The organism is Marinobacter sp. 1_MG-2023 (assembly GCF_030549045.1).
Taxonomy (GTDB): domain Bacteria; phylum Pseudomonadota; class Gammaproteobacteria; order Pseudomonadales; family Oleiphilaceae; genus Marinobacter.
This window is the reverse complement of record NZ_JAUOST010000001.1, coordinates 392,065-412,992: the sequence shown is the minus strand read 5'-3', so window position 1 is coordinate 412,992 and position 20,928 is coordinate 392,065. Positions and strand designations below refer to the sequence as shown.

At 53.8% G+C, this 20,928-nt stretch carries 17 protein-coding genes; 7 read left to right on the top strand and 10 right to left on the bottom strand.

The features are described 5' to 3' along the window. Nucleotides 1–78: 78 nt before the first annotated feature. From purD to Q4606_RS01835, 3 genes are all read left to right on the top strand, one after another. Nucleotides 79–1,365, top strand: coding sequence for a phosphoribosylamine--glycine ligase (gene purD / locus Q4606_RS01845; protein ID WP_303606495.1), 1,287 nt, complete (start codon nucleotides 79–81; stop codon nucleotides 1,363–1,365). A gap of 106 nt (nucleotides 1,366–1,471) precedes the next feature. Beyond that, on the top strand, nucleotides 1,472–2,419 hold the full coding sequence (locus tag Q4606_RS01840; protein WP_303606494.1) for an alpha/beta fold hydrolase: 948 nt from the start codon (nucleotides 1,472–1,474) through the stop codon (nucleotides 2,417–2,419). Nucleotides 2,420–2,520: 101 nt separating this feature from the next. Next, nucleotides 2,521–4,101, top strand: coding sequence for a cation:proton antiporter family protein (locus Q4606_RS01835; RefSeq protein WP_303606493.1), 1,581 nt, complete (start codon nucleotides 2,521–2,523; stop codon nucleotides 4,099–4,101). Between the two features lie 87 nt (nucleotides 4,102–4,188). Here Q4606_RS01835 and Q4606_RS01830 read toward each other — a convergent pair whose 3' ends face one another. Continuing rightward, on the bottom strand, nucleotides 4,189–6,048 hold the full coding sequence (locus Q4606_RS01830; RefSeq protein ID WP_303606492.1) for an SLC13 family permease: 1,860 nt from the start codon (nucleotides 6,046–6,048) through the stop codon (nucleotides 4,189–4,191). 357 nt (nucleotides 6,049–6,405) lie between these two features. Between Q4606_RS01830 and Q4606_RS01825 the strand changes: the two genes are divergently transcribed. Both Q4606_RS01825 and Q4606_RS01820 read left to right on the top strand, forming a co-directional pair. Further along, complete coding sequence (locus Q4606_RS01825; RefSeq protein WP_303606491.1) at nucleotides 6,406–7,797, top strand: sigma-54 dependent transcriptional regulator; 1,392 nt, start codon at nucleotides 6,406–6,408, stop codon at nucleotides 7,795–7,797. Beyond that, on the top strand, nucleotides 7,794–8,855 hold the full coding sequence (locus tag Q4606_RS01820; RefSeq protein WP_303606490.1) for a transporter: 1,062 nt from the start codon (nucleotides 7,794–7,796) through the stop codon (nucleotides 8,853–8,855). The genes Q4606_RS01825 and Q4606_RS01820 overlap by 4 nt, the downstream gene beginning before the upstream one ends. A gap of 27 nt (nucleotides 8,856–8,882) precedes the next feature. On the opposite strand, the gene Q4606_RS01815 is transcribed toward Q4606_RS01820, so the two are convergent. From Q4606_RS01815 to Q4606_RS01795, 5 genes are all read right to left on the bottom strand, one after another. After that, complete coding sequence (locus Q4606_RS01815; RefSeq protein WP_303606489.1) at nucleotides 8,883–9,374, bottom strand: hypothetical protein; 492 nt, start codon at nucleotides 9,372–9,374, stop codon at nucleotides 8,883–8,885. A 4-nt stretch (nucleotides 9,375–9,378) separates the two neighbouring features. Then, a complete protein-coding gene (locus Q4606_RS01810) occupies nucleotides 9,379–10,071 on the bottom strand; it encodes a C39 family peptidase (RefSeq protein WP_303594487.1) in 693 nt (230 codons plus the stop codon). 13 nt (nucleotides 10,072–10,084) lie between these two features. Next, nucleotides 10,085–10,435 carry a hypothetical protein gene (locus tag Q4606_RS01805; protein ID WP_303606488.1) on the bottom strand — a complete coding sequence of 117 codons (351 nt, stop codon included), beginning with the start codon at nucleotides 10,433–10,435 and terminating at the stop codon, nucleotides 10,085–10,087. Between the two features lie 53 nt (nucleotides 10,436–10,488). After that, nucleotides 10,489–11,481 (bottom strand): hypothetical protein, encoded by a 993-nt coding sequence (locus Q4606_RS01800; protein WP_303606487.1) that lies wholly within the window; start codon nucleotides 11,479–11,481, stop codon nucleotides 10,489–10,491. 394 nt (nucleotides 11,482–11,875) lie between these two features. After that, nucleotides 11,876–13,468, bottom strand: coding sequence for an isocitrate lyase (locus Q4606_RS01795; protein ID WP_303594491.1), 1,593 nt, complete (start codon nucleotides 13,466–13,468; stop codon nucleotides 11,876–11,878). Between the two features lie 294 nt (nucleotides 13,469–13,762). On the opposite strand from Q4606_RS01795, the gene Q4606_RS01790 reads away from it, so the two are divergent. Beyond that, a complete protein-coding gene (locus Q4606_RS01790; RefSeq protein WP_303594493.1) occupies nucleotides 13,763–14,497 on the top strand; it encodes a transglutaminase-like cysteine peptidase in 735 nt (244 codons plus the stop codon). Further along, nucleotides 14,484–16,397: an EAL domain-containing protein gene (locus Q4606_RS01785; RefSeq protein WP_303606486.1), complete on the top strand. Its 1,914-nt coding sequence runs from the start codon at nucleotides 14,484–14,486 to the stop codon at nucleotides 16,395–16,397. The genes Q4606_RS01790 and Q4606_RS01785 overlap by 14 nt, the downstream gene beginning before the upstream one ends. Here Q4606_RS01785 and Q4606_RS01780 read toward each other — a convergent pair. Genes Q4606_RS01780 through Q4606_RS01765 form a run of 4 tightly spaced genes read right to left on the bottom strand, consistent with a single transcriptional unit; the run spans nucleotide 16,394 to nucleotide 20,922 of the window. Next, complete coding sequence (locus Q4606_RS01780) at nucleotides 16,394–16,738, bottom strand: hypothetical protein (RefSeq protein WP_303606485.1); 345 nt, start codon at nucleotides 16,736–16,738, stop codon at nucleotides 16,394–16,396. The two genes, Q4606_RS01785 and Q4606_RS01780, sit on opposite strands and share 4 nt — an antisense overlap. Further along, nucleotides 16,719–17,366, bottom strand: a complete 648-nt coding sequence (locus tag Q4606_RS01775) for a response regulator transcription factor (protein ID WP_303606484.1) — start codon at nucleotides 17,364–17,366, stop codon at nucleotides 16,719–16,721. Before Q4606_RS01775 ends, Q4606_RS01780 begins: the two co-directional genes overlap by 20 nt. After that, on the bottom strand, nucleotides 17,363–18,790 hold the full coding sequence (locus Q4606_RS01770; protein ID WP_303594499.1) for an HlyD family type I secretion periplasmic adaptor subunit: 1,428 nt from the start codon (nucleotides 18,788–18,790) through the stop codon (nucleotides 17,363–17,365). The genes Q4606_RS01775 and Q4606_RS01770 overlap by 4 nt, the downstream gene beginning before the upstream one ends. Beyond that, a complete protein-coding gene (locus Q4606_RS01765; protein WP_303606483.1) occupies nucleotides 18,787–20,922 on the bottom strand; it encodes a type I secretion system permease/ATPase in 2,136 nt (711 codons plus the stop codon). The genes Q4606_RS01770 and Q4606_RS01765 overlap by 4 nt, the downstream gene beginning before the upstream one ends. Nucleotides 20,923–20,928: the final 6 nt, after the last annotated feature.

The following is a 20,928-nucleotide window of genomic DNA, read 5'->3' as shown; positions in this document are numbered from 1 at the left end:
AAGCTCCGCCCTGTTTCCTTATCAGTCTTGTGACAAAACTTTGCAATAACTCTTTTAAAAAGTACGGGGCAACGAGATATGAATATTCTGGTTATCGGCAGCGGCGGGCGCGAACACGCACTGGCCTGGAAAGCAGCCCAGTCGCCGGCTGCGGACACAGTTTTTGTCGCACCAGGCAACGCCGGCACCGCTCACGAGCCGGGTGTTGAGAACGTTGATATTGATGTTCTGGATCTTGAAGGCCTGGCCAAATTTGCTGCCGATAATAACGTAGGCCTGACTATTGTTGGCCCGGAAGCACCGCTGGTAGCCGGCATTGTGGATCTTTTTGAAGAGCGTGGCCTGCGCGTCTTTGGGCCCAGCGCCGGGGCGGCACAACTGGAAGGCTCCAAAGCGTTCACCAAGGATTTTCTCGCGCGCCAGAATATCCCCACGGCTGGCTATGGCAACTTCACCGACATAGACGAAGCCCTGGCCTATGTCCGTGAACAAGGAGCTCCCATTGTGGTCAAAGCCGACGGCCTTGCCGCTGGTAAAGGCGTTATCGTCGCCATGACCCTAGAGGAAGCCGAAAACGCTATTCGTGACATGCTTGCGGGCAATGCCTTTGGCGACGCCGGCAGCCGTGTTGTTATTGAGGAGTTTCTGGACGGCGAAGAAGCCAGCTTTATTGTAATGGTAGATGGCGAGCATGTTTTGCCTATGGCCACCTCTCAGGACCACAAACGCGTGGGCGACGGTGATACCGGCCCAAACACCGGCGGTATGGGAGCTTACTCCCCTGCTCCAGTGGTGACCGCCGATGTGCACCAACGGATCATGGATGAGGTAATTTATCCAACTGTGCGCGGCATGGCAGCGGAAGGCCATCCGTACAAGGGCTTCCTGTACGCTGGTCTGATGATCGATACTTCTGGAGCGCCCAAGGTGATCGAGTTCAACTGCCGCTTTGGTGACCCCGAAACCCAGCCTATCCTGCTGCGCATGAAGTCAGATATCGTAGCCTTGTGCCAGGCTGCCATCGACGGCCAACTGGATAAGTGCGATTCCGACTGGGACGAACGCGCCGCCGTGGGCATTGTGCTGGCAGCCGGCGGCTATCCTGGCAGCTACAGCAAAGGCGACGCTATTTCCGGCTTGCCAGAAACAGAGACCGAGGGTGAGAAAGCGTTCCACGCAGGCACCACGCTTAACGGCAATCAGGTAGTCACCAGTGGCGGCCGGGTGCTCTGTGCGACAGCATTGGGCAACACAGTGACCGAAGCGCAGCAAAGGGCTTATGCACTCGCCGAAAAAATACGCTGGGATGGCGTGTTTTACCGCAACGACATTGCCTATAGGGCTATTGCTCGGGAAGGATCGTAACGACGCTAATCGAATTGAAGCCCGGCCAATGACCGGGCTTTTTTATGGAGTAATGTAAGCGAGTTCGCCCAATGGTGTAAAACATAAACAACCAGGAACCGCCCAAATGCTGAAGAAGTCTCCCTTTGCTGTCGTTTTACTACTTTTGCCCATCCTGCTTGTGAGCGCCTGCTCCCGCCAAACTCTTTACGAAGCTGCTATTGGCTTTGAACGCTCGACCGCCGGTCTTGAAGCGGCCAGGGTTACCGTAGGAGATCTCGACATCGCTTACCTCCGGAACTCCGAAGCCAACAAAGGCGACACCATCGTTCTGGTTCACGGCTTTGGTGCCAACAAGGATAACTGGACGCGCATCGCCCGGGAGCTTACCGATGATTTCAACGTTTATGCCATAGACCTCCCCGGCCACGGCGAAAGCAGCAAGCAGCTGGATCTCGGTTACCGGCTGGACCAGCAAGTTACTCACCTTGCGCTGATTCTAAAGGCTCTGGACATTAACGAGATGCATATGATGGGCAACTCCATGGGCGGCGCCATTACCGCTCTGTATGCAGCCACCTACCCAGAGCAGATTAAAACTGCTGTACTTTTCGACCCAGCCGGCATTCTAGAGTACGAAAGCGAGCTGGTTGATCTGGTCGTCGCCGGAGACAACCCGTTGATCCCCTCCAAACCCGGTGATTTCGAGCGGTTAATGGATTTCGCCCTTGAGCAAAAACCCTTTGCTCCCTGGCCCATTCTCGAAGTTATGGAAGAGCAGGCCATTGCCAATCAAGCGGTGAACAAGGTGATTTTTGCCGCCATCAGGGATGCCAGCTTCGAACCCGATTTTCGCAACACCATTTCCCGTATCAAAGATCCGGTACTGCTGGTCTGGGGCAAGGAAGACCGGGTGATTGATTATCGCAACGGCGAAGTCTTTGTGGCCGCCATCCCGAGCGCACGACTGGAAGTATTGGACGGAATTGGCCACGCACCGATGATCGAGGCGCCGGAAGAATCCGCACGACTGTTCCTCGAGTTTGCCAGACCCTATATTTCAAAAGCCAGATAAGGCTCACGGGCAAAAGGTTCTTTCGTTATCGGCTTCAACGACCGGGGAAAACAAGGTAGCCTTATGCCAAAGATAATTCGCTCTCCCTGAAAGAACATCTCATGCCTGAAGCTATCTGGATTTCTTTGGCCTTTGGTCTTGGCCTGCTGATCAAGACCATTGGCTTGCCGCCGTTAATCGGTTATCTGGGCGCGGGTTTCGTTCTCAGCGCTATTGCGGCCACCCCATCCATTCCCCTCTATCCAGAACCTACAGCGGCACTTGCCCACATCGCCCACCTGGGTGTATTGCTGATGCTTTTCACGGTGGGCTTGAAGCTCAAGCTCAAGTCGGTTATCAGCCCGGAGGTTATCGGCGGTAGCCTGCTACACTTTGCCATCACCTGCTTTGTATTTACGCCCGGCCTTTACTTCCTTATGGATGTGAGCTGGTACGTAGCCTTTATGCTGGCCGTTGCCTTGTCGTTCTCATCTACGGTGCTGGCCGCAAAAGTACTGGAGAGCAAGCGCGAGCTCAGAGCCTTTCACGGCCGGGTGGCCATCGGCATTCTGATCATGCAGGACCTGCTTGCGCTGTTGGTGATGAGCCTGGCTGCAGGCCAGACGCCGTCCGAGTGGGCACTGATTGTCTTTGGCCTGCCCCTACTACGCCCACTACTATTCAAGCTGCTTGATGCCAGCGGCCACGACGAATTGCTGGTTCTGCTGGGCATGCTCCTCGCACTGGTTATTGGCGGATTGGGTTTTCAGGCATTAGGGCTCAGCTCGGAACTGGGGGCCCTCATCTTCGGCGCTATTCTTGCCAACCATCCCCGTAGCCAGGAGCTGGCGAAATCTCTGTGGAGCGTGAAGGAAATCTTTCTGGTCGGCTTTTTTCTGCAGATTGGCATCGGCGGCCTGCCGGATACCAATGCCATTATTTTTGCTGTTGTGGCTGCATTGCTGTTGCCCCTCAAAGGGATTCTATTCTTCTTCCTGATGCTGCTGTTCCGCCTTCGCGCCCGCAGCAGTTTTCTGACATCGCTGGCCCTCACCAATTACAGTGAGTTCGGTTTGATTGTTGCCAGTATTGCCCTTCCGGAGTGGCTCGTGCCACTGGCGATAACAGTAGCGCTCTCCTTCCTGATATCTGCACCGCTGAACCGGCTCGCACACCCATTGTATGAGCGCCTGAGTCATCGGCTTGTGCGCTTCGAAAGTCACCGGCGACATCCCGATGAGCTACCTGTTTCGCTTGGCGACACTCGCGTTCTGGTTATGGGAATGGGGCGAACCGGCACTGCTGCCTACGACTGGCTGAAAAACTCCGAAGCGAGGTTAATGGCACTGGACTCGGATCTTCCTAAAGTGGAAAGACACAGGGCCAAAGGACGAAACGTTGTCTATGCAGATGCCGAAGACAACACCTTCTGGGAAGCGCTGCACATGCCCTCCGTGGAAGCCGTTGTTCTTGCCATGAGCGATATAGAGGCGAAACTGATCGCGGCAAGGATGTTGAGAAAACTTGGTTTTACCGGCTACATTGTCGCCCACACCATGTACGAGGACGAAGCCAAGCGCATTTGCGAAGCCGGTGCTGACAATGCCTATCTGACCATGAGCGAAACCGGCGTTGCGCTGGCCAGCCACATTCAGGACAAACTCTCACCAGCCTTATCTCTGGTTCCGGAAAAAGCGGGTTGAGCTCACGGGTTCGTTGCCAGTACCGCCGCTATATGCCTTGGCTCAGCGTCCATCGCGAAGCCTTATATTAGATTCAGTTGCTTGCGGTCAGACCCATACAAGCATAATAACCGGGACCGCGACCACCGTAACTATGATCGTAAGCGGCAATCCGAGGCGCCAGTAGTCACCAAATTCGTAACCACCTGGCTCCATAACCAAAGCATTTGATTGATGACCGATGGGCGTCATGAAAGCACAGGACGCGCCAACGGCAACTGCCATTAACACGGCATCAGAGGGCATCTGTAGTTCACTGGCCAGGCTCATAGCAATAGGCGCGACCACGATAGCCGCCGCTGCGTTATTTACTACGTTGGACAACAGCGTTGTGCCCACCAGAATCATTACCAGCACCGAAACCATGGAGAGATTCTCACCGAGCACCAGCATCTGCGAGGCGATCAGGGCTGCGCCACCGGTGCTTTCCATAGCCTGGCCGACCGGTATCATAGCCGCCAGCAAAACGATCACCGACCAGTCAATTGCCTTGTAGGCATCCGCTGCAGATATAAGGTTCATGATTACCATGGCAACAGCCCCGGCCACTAGCGCAACGGGGGCAGAGAGCAGGCCGGTTACAATAACCGCAATACTGACCAGAAAGATGCCGGAAGCCATTGCGGTGTTTCGGGTAGACCCCAGCCTCAACCCCCGCTCTGCCAACGGCAAACACCCAAGCTCTGACAAGGTTCCGCTTAGAGAATCCTCAAAGCCCTGAACCAGCAAAATGTCACCCGCATTAAGCCTTATATCTCCGAGACGTCGTTGAAGCCTGTGCCCCAGCCTCGCTACGGCGACAATGTTGAGCTGATTGCGTTCACGTAGCTTAAGTCTGTTCGCCGTCTGCCCCACCAGAGAGGACTCCGGAGCAATAACGGCTTCCACCAGATACAGCTCACCTTTTGCTATCCGGGCTGAAGCACTTTCATCGTTTTTTTCGTGTTCTCCGTTATTGTGATCTCTGTCGCCGTTAACTTTATCTTTTTCGCTGTTTTCTCCCGTTTCCTCTTCATCGACAGCCTGGTTGGCCAGCTCAAGCCCGGTTTTATCGAGAAACACCTGCAAGCTGGAGGTGTCTGCCTCGACCAGCAACACATCTCCCTCACGGAGGATTTTATAGGTGGAAGGAACAGCCTGTACCTGCTCATCACGAATCAAGGCGAGGACAACGATATCCGCTTCGTCTCCGGCCCCTGCCAGAAGGCTGTGTAAGGTGGAGCCCGCATGATCCGAGTTTTTGGGAAGTCGAAGCTCCGTCAGGTATTCGCCTACGCTGAACAACTTTGCATCAGCAGAGCTCTCCTCCCTGCGGGGCGTTAACCGCCAGCCGACCAACGTGATGAACGCAATACCCGCAAGCGTAATCGCCACACCAACCGGGGCGAAATCGAACAGCCCGAAGGTGCCGCTCTCACGATAGGATGCAATGATGATATTGGGTGGCGTACCGATCAGTGTCATGGTTCCGCCCAACAAGGAGCCGAAAGCCAGAGGCATCAACAGCAATGAAGGAGAACGCCCCGCTTCCCGCGACATCCAGATTGCTACCGGCATCAGTAACGCCAGAGCACCTACGTTGTTAATGAAGCCGGAGCAAAGCGCCACCACACCGGTCAGGGTCAGCACCTGAAGCGTTGGCCGATGGCCAATCTTCCCCAACAGGCGAGCGATGTTGTCCACTACGCCGCCATTCACCAATCCCTGACTGATAACCAGAACGGCCGCCACTGTAATCACCGCCGGGTGACCAAAACCGGCAAACAGCTCCTCGGTTGGCACCAGCCCTGTAATGGCAACTGCAAGTAAGGCGAGCATAGCCACTACATCAAAGCGCAGGCGGTTCCACACAAACATAGCAAGTGTGATTCCGAGCACCGCAAATACAATGCCTTGCTCGATACTCAAGGGCAGTCTCCTGTTCTTTTTGAGGTTACAGAATATAGCAAAGGTGGGGCAAAGTAGCGCAGGTGCGTATTCTCAGGTCAATACACCAGACACCCCGGGAGTGTCAGCCTTCTATACAGTTTTATATCGCGCGAAAAACACGCAAATTGCAAGTAGCTGTATAACCATATCTATATACCTGCTGGTACAGATCCTGCCTGCATAACAGCAAACTAAGATGATAGTCCTGGCTGTTGAGAACAGCCATGGAGGGCCACACAGGACAGTGGCCGGATTCTTCGCAGTACCGGTTAAACATCGCAATCCTGAACGGCTGGCAGTCCCATTTCCAAGGCTCAACTCCTGTGGAGGTTTGCCATGATGGAAAAGCGACCGCTTGTTTGGTTGTCAGCGGCAAACAGCAACAACTGCATACGAAAGCAACTTGAAGCAAACTGGAACCTTATCGACTTCAATCTTGATGAGCAGGTTCCCCTTTTTACTCAAGTTCCGGACGGCGCCAGAGTTGGCGTATTGGAATTCCCAAGCCTGTCACGAGACAACATGCCCTGGCCGGAAAGCTGGCTTGAAATGCTTGACCTCAACTACTGGGTCGCCATCGCGTCCCAGCAACCTGTCAGCGGCACACGCGCCGCCAGGCTTATCGTTCGCTACTGTTCCGATTTCCATACGTTGCCTGTGGACTACCAGCGCCTCAACACAGTGCTCGGGCACCTCTGGGGTATGGCGACGATTCTGGAGCCTGCCGGCAGCCTTGTTAACGATGATTATAAGAATCTCGCACTAGTGGGGGACTCTCCGTCCATCCAACACGTTCGCAACCTGCTCCGTCGTTTTTCGGCAACCCGGGAACCTGTTCTGATTTCCGGCGAGAGCAGCACCGGGAAGGAAGCCGCCGCCCGGTTCCTTCATTCCCACTCGGCTCGTGCCGCAGGTCCACTGGTTATCATTAACTGCGCAGCCTTGCCCACCACACTCACCCAGAGTGAACTGTTTGGATATGAAAAAGGGGCCTTCACCAGCGCACTGAACTCGCACCAGGGGCGGCTTGAACAGGCTAATGGCGGCTCAGTTGTGTTCTCCGGCATTAACGAGCTCCAGCTCGAACAACAATCCGCCATCCTGCGGTTTCTTCAGGAAAGCCAGGTTGAGCGCGTGGGTGGTAGCGCCCAGATCCCGGTTGACTGCCGAGTGATTGCAACCACCAGTGAACCGTTAGTAGACCTTATTGAACTCGGGCGCTTTCGAAGTGATGTCTACTTCCGGCTTGGCAGTCTCGAAGTAAAGCTCCCTGCTTTAAAAGACCGACGAGAGGATATACCGGTCCTTGCCCGCCTGTTGCTCGAAGCAAGGTGTCAGGGAGCAGAGCCAAAAAAGCTTAGCAAAGGGGCCAGTCAAAGCCTGCTAAACCACTCTTGGCCCGGCAATTTTCAGGAATTGCAGAACCGCCTGCGACAAGGGTGGCTGCTCTGCGACCGGCCCGTTATCGAGGCTTCGGATCTTGGGCTCTCCCTGCCCACTCCTGGCTCTGATGCGGCTTCCAATCTCAGCCTCAAAGAGTTTCGGGCCCGGGCCGACAGGCAGGCGCTGCGGTGCAGCCTCAGATTGGCAAACAACAACATGTCCGAGGCCGCCAGACTCCTCAACATATCGAGGGTGTCTCTGTACCGGCTTATGGAGAAATACGATCCACGTTCGCATGACAGAAATACCCGACAACGACCTCAACAAAAGGGGGGTATAAAATGAACATCCAAGCTCGACTTCTACTCACCCTATGCATTTTCCTGATTCCCGCAGCGGGTCTTGCAAAACCGGAATACGATGAGAAAGGCATCGCATCGGCCCAAGCCGAAGAATATAAAGAGCAAGCCTCAGATATTGCATCCATCACCTCTGACCGGGGCATTGTGACGCACCCCGGCCGCTTCACCATTGAACCCTCATTTTCTCACGCCCACAGCAATGCGACTCAGGTGGCGGTGGAAGGCTACACGGTGATTCCTGCCCTGCTGATAGGATTGATAAATATTTCAGAAATCCAGAGGGATATTTTTGTCGGAGCCATGTCACTCAAATACGGTTTTACCAGTAAGTTTGAAGCCGCCTTGCGGGTGCCTTACCTGAGCATTCAGGAAGATCTTCGGGAGCGACAGGCGTTTGAAGGCACCCCGGTAGATACACTGAGAGAGTCCTCGGGTGAAGGCCTGGGCGATGTGGAGCTGTCGGTGCGTTATCAACTCAACGACGGCCTGAAGGGCTGGCCTTATGTCATTGGTTCCTTCCGGGTGAAAGCACCAACCGGGGACAGCCCATACGATGTCGATCAACAGGTTATTAACGATAGCCAGGGCAACCCCATCGGGATTGAGCTTGAAGAGCGACCAACAGGCTCAGGGTTCTGGTCCTTTGAGCCTGGCGTCTCATTTATCTACCCGTCAGATCCTGCCGTTCTCTATGGCAACCTCAGCTACGTTTACACACTGAAGGACGAAAAGGGCTATGAGAATGGCAATACCGTTGATCCGGGTGATGTGATCCGGTTCGGTTTTGGTATGGGCTTCGCCTTTAATCAGCGCACCTCTTTCAGTCTGGGCTACGACCACTCGGTTATCCGAAAGACCACTTACGAACGCGACATAGACCTATTCGGCGCTAACTTCGACAGCATCCAGATCGGCTCATTGGCCTTCGGGCTCTCTCACCGGCTAACATCCAGCACAACACTAAGCCTTACCGTCAATGTTGGTGTAACCGAGAACGCTCCGAGCACGGAGATCACCCTGAAACTGCCAATCAGTCTCTAGACAATTGGGGCTTTTATACTCGGACGATTAATGACCAAGAAACTGGAGGATGGGCGCGCGCAGGTTATCGGGCATACGATAGCCCGCGCCCAGATTATTCAACTCAATGTTCAGTTGTCGCGCATTCTGGATAACGGAGCTATTCAGATCGTTCTGGATCAGTGTCATCCACCCGCCATCGTTTGAGGTAGCTGAGACAAGCGCCTGCCCGTTCTGTCCGGAGTTGATGATACCAAGCACCGTCTCCACCTTATGCGGCATAGCATTACCGCTGATCAACTGATTCAGATTCGGGATAGTCAGGCGATTGATTGCCAGAGTTTCGCCGTTTACAGAAACCACCTGCTCCAGCCCGATCGAAATTTCAAGATTGTTCAGGCTAAAACCACCTCTCTGTGTGGACAGTTCATCGTCACTCAGGGGTAGTTCTGAAAATATCCCCTCAGCCGCTGCGGACATTCCCGCAGCCCCGAGAACAACGACCAGTCCTGTAACTGCACATCGCGGAAGGCTAACCATGGCGTTACCACTCCCTTGTTGATGGCCAATATGGCAGCGTATGGCCGAGTGACGGCCCTTCCTGTCCTTTGAAAAGCGGTGCCCGAACAATCTGCGGCCAGTTTCCATCGGTAAGGAACTTGCTACGCCCCTGCTGTATATCGCTGCGAATAACAAAGGCTGCGCCATTCCAGTAATCTTCAAACTCCACTCTGGAATAGGCTTTCAGCCCCCGAGCAGGGTCTCCAACAAACACCTCGTCCTCACTGATCCCCTTGATGACAACAAAATGTCGGAAACCGTTCAGATTCAAAAGCACAATGACCGGCAGGCGCACTTTGTCCCGCAACCCCGTCAGCGGCATACGAAAACCATCGGCCTGATAACCTTCAGACTCCAGAAACCGCTTCATATCCAGCATGGAGAAGCCTTCCTGACGAACTTTTTCCGGGTCTGCCAACGAGAACATTCCGGAAAAAACCTCCTGCTCCGTGACTTGGTGATCGTAATGGTAGGTCAGTAGGGATGCGATTGCGGCAGAGCCGCAGCTGAAGTCGTACTGCTGCTGCATAACCGAGCTGAAACGCTGCTCCTTGAAACTGCGAACCTCCAACTGAAGTCCGCCACTCAGCCCCGGCAACATCACGGTACCCGCGAAAGCAGTGGACCAGAGCAACGTAGCACTCGCTATGACTATAACAAGCCCCCGCTTCACCATGGCCCACCTCCTGTCAGCGATTGATAAGAATATTCACCTGAGTACTGTCCTGAATCACCACCTGGTTACCCGTGTTCTGGATGACCGTGGCAATGCCACTCATATTCCCGAATGCCTGATCTGAGATCATGTTGTTGCCGGTCATTGAAGGCCCCGACAACCTATTTCCCGTGACCACAGCGCTCTGTTGATTGTCATTGAGCTGCAACTGGACAGGAACCCCCTGACGGCCACTGGATTGCTCCAGTTGATCTGCACTCATTGGGGACTGGCTCATCCATTCTTCGGCTGCCGCTCCAGCAGCTGGCCCCATGACAGCAAATAACCAGGCGATGCTCAGGATCCCTTTGACAACGTTAGCCATGACACGCCTCCCGGCAGGAACCGGGCCACACCCTGAGGCGCGGCCCGCCTTGCTCACTGGGTGCCGCCACCACCTGCGGACAGGTTGGACATGACACTCACGTTAGCCTGGGTAACACTACCCACGCCGGCATTCTGGGCAAAGGCGCCAACACCGGTGAAGTTGGCAGAACCTCCGGAGATCTCGTTGGAGGCGCGAGCTTCTGTGTAGGAGCGCCTACCATTGGCATCACCATAAGTCATGGTTGTGCCGCTGACAGTGCCATCAAGATCGGCATCGTTCATGAACACCTCCAGCGAGACATTCAGCTCGGTAACACTGTTATCAGAGCTGTCACTGCTGTCGCTGTTGTAGGAGTCAGTGGCATTGGTGGAGTTATCCGAACTATCACTGTTACCACTGTCAGCGATCTTGAACGAGTCGTTGACGTTGGTGCTGTTGTCGGAATTATCGGAGTTGTCCGAATTATCCGAGTTATCGCTGTTATCGGAATTGTCGGAGTTATCTGAATTATCCGAGTTGTCCGAGTTATCCGGATTGCCGCTGTCGGCAATCTTGAACGCGTCGTTTACGTTGGTGCTGTTGTCCGAATTGTCCGAATTATCCGAGTTATCGCTGTTGTCAGAGTTGTCGGAGTTATCGGAAGCATCGGAATTATCCGAGTTGTTTGAAGCATCCGTATTGCCGCTGTCGGCAATCTTGAACGAATCAGCAACATCTGTGCTGTTGTCCGAGCTGTCGGAATTATCCGAGTTGTTTGAAGCATCCGTATTGCCGCTGTCGGCAATCTTGAACGAATCAGCAACATCCGTACTGTTGTCTGCATTGTTCGAGTTATCAGAGCCGTCCGAGTTATCGGAGTTGTCGGTGTTCGTGGAGTTGTTGTTGCCGGAATCGGTGTTGCCCGAATTATCGTTGTTGGCAGTAGAGGTATCATCCGCATTAGTATTCGGATCCCCATCTCCGCCCAGATCCGCAAAAGCGAAACCGGACACGCCCAGACTCATTGCAATGGCAGCTGCTAGCAATCCCTTCCTGGTATTCATGATATCAATTCCTTCTAGGTTATTGGCTTTATAAGGGTCCGACCCAACCCGCTAGCTTTGGGGTAAGCCCAGGTCCAGACCCACAAGACAAACATTGCCATTCTTGTGCCAGAAAAAGATGGAAGAGGCTAACCTACTAATTAAATTGGACTTTTAAGAAATTCACTCAAGGCAATTCAGTATTTTCGGAGGCGGGAACTGTTTCAGGGATGAAACAGTGTGGATTCAGATAAAGTAGAGAACCGAACGTTTATGCCGCAGTTTCAGACACATACATAAATCTGACGGTGTAAAAAACAAAAACCCCGCAAACTGTCTCCAGCTGCAGGGTTTTTGTGCTCCCGGAACAAGCCCGGGAGCAGAGGCATTTTCAGCCGTACTATAAACCGTTCGATTAACCGAACTGGTTCATGGTGTTGTCAGAACCACCGGCTTTCAGCGCAGCATCACCTGCGAAGAATTCCTTGTGGTCGTCACCGATGTTAGAACCAGCCATATCCTGGTGCTTAACAGTGGCGATGCCCTGACGGATTTCCTTCCGCTGTACACCAGCAACATAGGCGAGCATGCCTTCGTCACCGAAGTAGCCTTTGGCCAGGTTGTCTGTAGACAGGGCCGCAGTGTGGTATGTCGGCAGAGTGATCAGGTGGTGGAACACACCTGCTTCACGGGCTGCATCACGCTGGAAGTTCGCAGTCCACTCGTCTGCCAGCTTGGCCAGCTCGGTGCTGTCGTACTCTTCGCTCATCAGCTTGGCGCGGTCGTAGGCCGACACGTCCTTGCCTTCTTCCTTCATTGCATCGAAAACCTGCTGACGGAAGTTCAGAGTCCAGTTGAAGGACGGGCTGTTGTTGTAAACCAGCTTGGCATCGGGAACCACTTCCTTGATGCGGTTTACCATACCAGCGATCTGGCCAACGTGAGGCTTCTCGGTTTCGATCCACAGCATGTCGGCGCCGTTCTGCAGGCTGGCAATACAGTCCATAACAACACGATCTTCACCAGAGCCTTCTTTGAACTGGAACAGGCCAGATGCAAGACGCTTGGGCTTGACCAGCTTGCCGTTCTGCTTGATGACAACGTCACCGTTGTTGATATCTTCAGCTTTCTCGATAACGTCGCCATCGATGAAGCTGTTGTACTGATCGCCCAGATCGCCTGGCTCGTTGGTTACAGCGATCTGCTTGGTCAGACCAGCGCCCAGAGAGTCAGTACGGGCAACGATAACACCGTCGTCAACACCCAGCTCCAGGAACGCCAGACGTACAGCGTTGATCTTGGACAGGAAGTCGGCGTGAGGAACGGTTACTTTACCGTCCTGGTGGCCGCACTGCTTCTCATCAGAAACCTGGTTTTCGATCTGGATGCAGCAAGCACCCGCTTCGATCATCTGCTTGGCCAGCAGGTAGGTCGCTTCGTCGTTACCGAAACCGGCATCGATGTCTGCAATGATAGGAACAATGTGCGTTTCGTGGTTATCGATCTGTTTGATCAGGTCCGCAGCCTTGGCATCATCGCCAGCGTTTTCAGCAGCTTCCAGATCACGGAACAGGTGGTTCAATTCCCATGCATCAGCCTGGCGCAAGAAGGTGTAAAGCTCGCCGATCAGGCTGGAAACAGCGGTTTTCTCGTGCATGGACTGGTCAGGCAGAGGACCGAACTCAGAGCGCAGGGCTGCAACCATCCAACCCGACAGGTACAGGTAGCGACGCTTGGTTGTGCCGAAATGTTTCTTGATAGAAATCAGCTTCTGCTGACCAATAAAACCGTGCCAGCAACCCAGAGACTGTGTGTACTGCGACGTGTCTTTGTCGTAGTTCGCCATGTCTTCACGCATAATCTTGGCGGTGTACTTGGCGATGTCCAGACCAGTCTTGAACTTGTTCTGGGCGCGCATACGAGCGGCATGCTTAGGGTTAATCGCGTGCCAGGTCGGGTTTTGCTTCAGGATGGAAGCAACGGCATCAATGTCTTTTGCGTAAGGCATGATCTCGATCCTTTGTGTGTTAACGACGGTTCTGATGACTGAATTTTGGGCAAATCGCCATGTGGTTTGCCTGCGATGACGAGTACTCTATTAGCTTTGATTTTATAATTGAAATTTATATGATCTATATTCATCATTTTTTTAATGAATGATCAGAAATTTACGAAACCGGATACTCACTGCTTACACATCCGCAACTGAAAGCCTGATTTTTTTCCAGCAAACTTACCAACTTGCAGTTGTCACTCCCAGTGACGCATACAGGCACGGAACCAAGAAAGAAAGCGAGCATTGATGGGCATCATGATGCGCAAACCTAACAGCAAAAAGGTGTTCAGAGCGATCCTCGCCCTTTATACAGCTGTCTGCGCATTGCTGATATTGCCCTCTCGCTCATCCGAGAACCCAGTCGGTGCCAGTATCGATTTCGCTCAGAGCCGGGTTCAATGGCACGACCACGGTTACAATTCCGACGTTTCCACGCTAGATGATTGGCAAGCACTGTTGCAGCGTATTAAACCACTCGATAGCAAAGAAAAACTGCGCCAGGTCAACGAATTTGTTCACAAAACCCTGAATTACCAACTGGACAGTACTCTCTGGAAGCGTGATGACTACTGGGCGACTCCCCTGGAGACTCTCTCCCGCGGCATGGGCGACTGCGAGGACTTCGTTATCATTCAGTATATTAGCCTTCTCAGTGCCGGCATCACTGATGACCAGTTAAGGTTGATCTACGTTCGGGCCCGCATTGGCGGTCCGGCAAGCCCGATTACACAAGCACATATGGTCTTGGGCTACTATCCAGAACCCGGGGCCGAACCCTTGCTGCTGGACAGCCTGATAGAAGACATTTTACCGGCCAACGAACGCACGGACCTTACCCCCGTGTTCAGTTTCAACAGCAGTGAACTATGGGCAGGTGGCGCAGGCGCCTCGGCCGGCAGCTCAACAGCCCGCCTGTCTCCCTGGCGTAACGTCCTGAACCGAATAAAAAGCGAAGGAGTGAGTTTTAATGTCTCTCGTTAAACAGTTGTGGTTAGCCACAAGCTTTCTGGTTGTTACTGCCTTTACCGCAAGCCTGGCCGCCAGCCTGATATCAGCATACGGGTATTATCAGGAACAACTGGCGCTGAAAAACATTGATAACGCAAACTCCCTTGCGATCACGCTCTCGCACACTGAAAAAGAACGCGCGCTATTACGCTCGTTTCTGGATGCGCAGTTTGCAACTGGTCACTACCAGCGCATCAGCCTGAATATTCCGAACGAACAACCCCTGGACTTACAAGGTGAACCAAGCGAGACAAATGCACCGGCATGGTTCCGCGCCCTCTTCCCTATGGACATTCCGGCAGGCCAGGCGACAGTCTCCGATGGCTGGGTCAATTTTGGTGCCCTGTCAGTGGAAAGTGAGACCTCCTATGCACAGACCTCGCTCTGGGTAACGACAAAACGTCTGTTTGTTTGGCTCTGCCTTGTGGCACTGTTTGCAGGCTTTGCTGGCAGCTGGATGATTCGAAGGATCAGCGATCCTCTTAAGGGTGTAGTCCGACAGGCTGAGGCCATCGGAGAGCGGCGCTTTATCGTTTCCAAAGAACCCAAAACCACTGAATTTCGGCGCGTTGTACGCGCAATGAACAAACTCTCAAAGCGAGTAGAGAGCATACTTGAGGGCGACGCCAGGGCGCTCTCGGAAATGCGCGAAAAAACCCTGCATGACCCGGTAACCGGTATCGCGAACCGGGAATTCTTTATCAGCCGTCTTGACGCGCTCGTCGCGGACGAAGATACGGCGGCCCAACATACACTCGCTCTTGTTCGCTTGCCCAACCTGACTGCGCTCAACGCAAAACTCGGACATGAAACAGTCAGCGCCGAGCTTCGTGAGTTCTGCGAGCAGGTATCCGAGCGACTCAAACGTCACCAGCATCATTATTCAGATGCGTTTCTGGGCCGACTTAACGGCTCGGACTTTGGCATTCTGCTGACCGGGTTCCACGATATCGGGCTAATCAGGGAAATGCTGACCCAGGATGTTCAGATTTCCATTTGTGATGAACCAATGCAGGAGTTGCGGTTGTCAGCTTGTACATTCCGACCGGGCTCCTCCCGCGCTGAAGTTATGATGAAAGCCGATCATCTTCTTGCGCAGGCTGAGCAGGCTAAAGAGACCCTGGTGATAGCCGAAAGCAGCGCGGAAAACATTCCTTTCCGAAACGCCACCGAATGGCGAGACGCCATCAGTCTGGCAATCCACAACAAAGAACTGAAAGCCGAGTTTCATCCATTGATCGGACGCGACGGCACGCCATTGCATCAGGAGGCCAAGATTCGCCTGAAGCTTAATGGCGACTGGCAGACCGCAGGCTATTTTTTGCCCTGGAGCCGGCGCCTTTCCCTCCTTCCCAGTGTCGATACCGCGATGGTGACCCACCTGATTGCACTATCCGCACAAACAACAGCAGAGCCTGTCGTTATTCATATTTCCACCGACAGCCTGCTGGAGGAAGAGACCAGCGCCCGTATATTACAGTTGATTGAAAGCCGCCAGGCACCGGCACAATCGTTTCGTCTTGAGCTGCCAGAGTCTGCGTTAGGTATCGACGACCTTCGTTTGAGCTCTTTTATTGGCCGGGTGCAACAACAGGGAAGCGAGGTTGGTATCAGCGGCATTGGCCACAATCTTGAACGAATTGTCAGGATTCATGAGCTGGGTCTGAACTATATCAAAACAGATCCGGTTTATGCTCAACGCCTGGAGTCAGACAGGACTACCCAGCAGTATCTGCAGCGACTCACCGCGCTGGCACACTCAATCGGCCTTCAGGTGTATCTTGCGGGAGCAACATCCCCGCTCTGCGTTCAAGCTGCATGGGAAGCTGGCTTTGATGGCGTGACCGGCCCTGGTATCACCACGACCGGCTAATCAAAATTGAATACGTCGTCGCCGGCTTCGTCGATCAGATTCAGGTGTTCGTCCTGGCCGCGCAACGATTTACGGATCATCAGTTTATCCTGGGCTTCAGCCGGTAAATCGGTAAATCGGATGATGCCCTTGGTGCTCAGCAGATCAACCAGATCTTCGATAACCCGGATGAGCGCCGAATCGGATTCACGAAGCCGGCTTTCTGCAGGGCCGGCAGCTGTTATAGATGTCAGGAATGCCTGCAGGTCTGGATCTTCAGAGGGCACGTCTACAAACCCCGCCAGAGGTTCCTCACTCGCGGCTATGATTTCACCCTGCTCATTACGCCTGATGTACATCATCGCCTCCACCTACTCCTGGTTGCCCGGTTACAAACAGCATCAGCTGCATACGATCTCGCACTCCGAGCTTTCTGAACACTGAGCCCATGTGCTCTTTCACAGTTCGCTCGGTTATGCCGAGGGTCTCTGCAATCCGCCGGTTGCTGGCACCTTTCGACGCCTGTCGAGCCACCTCCTTTTCTCTGGTCGTGAGTACGGATAAGTCCGCCTCAACCTGAGGTTTCGCTGCATGGTCCAGCGCATTGGAGACAAGCTGCAAAAGGTTGCCCAATAAATTTTCCGGTAACCAAAGCCCGCCGGAGCCCACACTTTCCGCAACCTGCCGAAATACACTGCTGTTCGCAAGCGCGGGAACATAGGCTCTAGCGCCACTCGCCAGCGCCAGGTTCATTTCGTCCGACCGTGGCTCACGTGTCAGCACAACCACGCGACTGCCGCTGCGGGACCAGTTCTGGCTGACACCCTGCCAATCAGGTGCATCACTACAAATCCAGAGGGTATTGCCTTGGCACGGAGTTGGCAGGCTTGCACTGGTCTCATAAAGGTGTACACCCGGCAACACGCGCCGCCAGTGATCGAGCGGGCAAAATGTTGGCGCATAAACAAGAAAAGAATGGCCGTATGTCATCGTTCACTCAGCGCCTTGGAAGTTGCTCGCACAACCGGCTTCAAAAGGTATTCCAGTACCGTCTTCTGGCCCGTAAGAATGTCTACCTGAGCAGTCATGCCCGGAATAATAGCTAATTGATCAGAAAACCCCTGAACTTCGGTCCGTAGCCGGGTCAGATAGTAAGTGTTATCGTTTTCATCTGTGATCGTATCAGCACTGATGTGCTCTACCTTCGCCTTGAGACCTCCAAAAACCGCAAAATCATAGGCGGAGAACTTGATAATCGCATCCTGCCCCTTGTGAATAAAGGCGATATCTTTGGGCAAAATCCGAGCCTCTACCAGCATCTCATCGTTCAGTGGAACAATCTCGACCACATCCTGGCCCGGAGCAACGACCCCACCCACGGTCTTTGCGAAAAGCCTCTGCACGGTACCATCGACAGGGGCCACTATCTGAGTCTTACGGACACGATCACTCAGGCCCGACATCATTTCACGGGTTGCGGACAAATCACTGACGGCTTCAGATAGGCGCTCCCGCCAACTGTTCGTCATGATCAACTGGGTTTCGCGAATTTTTGATTCGGCTTCGGCAATAGCAGAGAGGGAACCATCTATCGCAGCTTCTGCCTGATTGACCTCCCCGCGGGCATTGGATATCTCCCGTTCGAGCTTGATGAGATCCACCTCAGATACAGCCCCAGACGCCAGTAATGGACGTTTTAACGAAAGTTCCCGTGAGGCCAGACTGAGCACTTCGCGGTACTGCTGTCTCGCCGACCGGGCTTTTCTGAGGTCGGCTTGGCGTTGCTCGAGCTGCTGCTGGTATATGACTTTCTGTGCCTCCAGCTCATTCCGGCTGTTTTCAAAAAGAGATTTTTGCACGGCAACCAGCTCAGGAGACCGCTCAATGAATTCAGGCGGGAAGCGAATCTCTTCGCCATCTATCAGAGCCCGCAAGCGGTAAATATTGGCCTGCAATGCCAACTCGCGCGACTTTTGCTCCGCAAAGTCAGAATCGAAGCGCGTAGACTCAATGCTCACAAGCAGCTGCCCTTTTTTAACCAGCTCGCCTTCCTGAACAGACAGAGTCTCGACCACACCGCCATCCAGCGTCTGAACGATCTGAAGCTGGCTCGAAGGAATCACTTTCCCGTCGCCACGCGCCACCTCATCGATCGGAGCCAATCCGGCCCACACCAGCAGCGCTACCAGGGCGAAAAAAACGACCCACAGCAAGGCCCTCGCCCGAATGGGCTCCTGCTGCACTCTGGCCCACTCCCCATCAACTTCCCAGCCACTTCTATCCGGTACCCGAAGCCAGCGCCCCGTAAGACGATCAAGCCAACGCTCCGTTCGTCGCCCAACACGCTCAGAGCCACGCCCAATTCCATGGAAGCTCTTCTCCGCCAGGGATGCCTTATCGCGCTCCTTACTCATGAAGCACCCCGAATCTTACCCTGACGCAAAGCCTCAATGACGGTTGCCTTGGCGCCATCCGCGACGACTCGCCCCGCGTCCAGAACCACGATTCGGTCTGCCAGCTCCAACAATGCAGTGCGGTGAGTAACCATTACCACCGTTTTTCCCTCTGCGGCCTTTGCCAGACTGCGCTTGAAGTGTTCTTCACTGGAATGGTCGAGTGAACCTGTAGGTTCATCAAGTAACAATATGGGCGGATCACCCACCATCGCCCGTGCGATGGCAACTGATTGACGCTGACCGCCAGACAACCGCTGTCCGCGCTCGCCTACCTGCAAATCAAAACCATCCGGGTGCGAGTCAATATACTGTTTAAGGCCGCTAAGCTCAGCAACCCGCAGCAACTCTTCATCTGCGACAGGGCGTGACAGCATGATGTTGTCTCTCAAGCTGCCATAGAACAGCTCAACATCCTGAGGTACATAGCCTATATTGCGGCGAAGCTCTGCGGGATCAAGTTGACGCAAATCGACATCATCCAGACTGATGGTTCCAGAAACAGGAAAATACAACCCCAGAAGCAGGCGCTGTATCGTGCTTTTACCCGACCCGTTTTTACCCAGGACGGCAACTCTCTCACCTGCCTTCACCTTGATTGATATACCCGTAAGGGCCTGCTGGCCCGATTCAGGGTACTGGAACTGAACGTCACGGAATTCGACCTTGCCACTCAACACCGGCCTGGAGACCCAGTTTTTTCCCTGAGCGCGTTCCTGAGGCAGCGCCATAATCTCATCCAATGTACGCAAAGCCGTCGCGGCCTGATGGTATTGCGCAAGCAGCCCTGCCGCCTGACTCACCGGCGCCATAGCTCTTGATGAGAGCAGGTAGGCTGCAATAAGGCCACCCTGGCTCAGCTCACCTGCGATGATGAGATAAACACCCAGAATGATGATGGCAACGGAGACAAGGTGCTGGCACCACTGAGCGCCATTCTGGATAGTCGAGGAAATGAATTTAAGGCGCGCACTGATGTTGCTCATGTACAAGGATGTACGCTCGTACGTCGACTGGATGCGACTTTCAACACCGAAGCTTTTGACGGACTCCAGGTTCGACAGACCTTCAACTAAGGTTGCGTTTCGCTGAGAGCCCGCCGACATACTTTCGTCCGACAGCTCCCGGAGCCGCCGCTGGGCAATAGAGGCGTAGATGATCAAACCTGTTGCGCCAACAATAACCGGAACACCTAGTGGCCAGCTGATCAACATGATGACCAGCAGGAACAGCAGTACAAACGGGAGATCTACCAGCCCAACAACCGTCATGGAACTGACAAATGACCGGACGGATTCAAAAGACTGTACGTTGGCCGCAAACGCACCTGCAGACTGAGGCCTGTGTGCGAGACTAAGCCCCAGAACCCTCTCCATAATCGTAGCTGACAGCTTGGCATCCGAACGGCTGGCAGCCAGGTCAATAAACCATCCCCGCATCAGCCGTAACAAGAGATCTGCCGACAAAGCAATCAGAAGACCTGTTGCCAGTACCCATAACGTATGTGTGGCATGGTTTGGAACCACGCGGTCGTATACGTTCATCACGAATAACGGCATTGAAACGGCGAAAACGTTGATCATTAACGCTGCAATGCATATGTCCCGATAAAGCTTCTGGTTCTCCGCAATAACACTCCAGAACCAATGCCCTTTTCGGCTTGTGTGAGTGCGTGGCGCACGGCTATCAAAACTGAACCTGGGTCGGCAGTAGACAATTGTTCCGGTGTACTCCTCCGAGAGATCCTCCAGAGACATTTCGATCTCAGAGTCCGGAAGCTGGGGGAAAATTAGCGAGGCCGCTCCCTTCTCAAAGTCCACTGCATGAAGCACGCATGCGCGGTCACCACTGAGCAAAAGAACCGCTGGTAAAAGAGCTGAGTTAATCGCGCTGAGGGGCTGCTTTTCAATCTGGCTGGTAAAGCCTAACCGCTTCGCCGCCCGGCCAAACGTGGATGGCGTTAACCGGCCTTCTTCAAGCGGGATCCCCGACAAAATGCTCTCGGCAGATGCCTGCTGGCCATGAAACTTGCATAGTACCTGCAAGCACGTCAGCAAACCGTCAGTTCCGAACACTTGCTCAGGTTGTCCCACAATCCA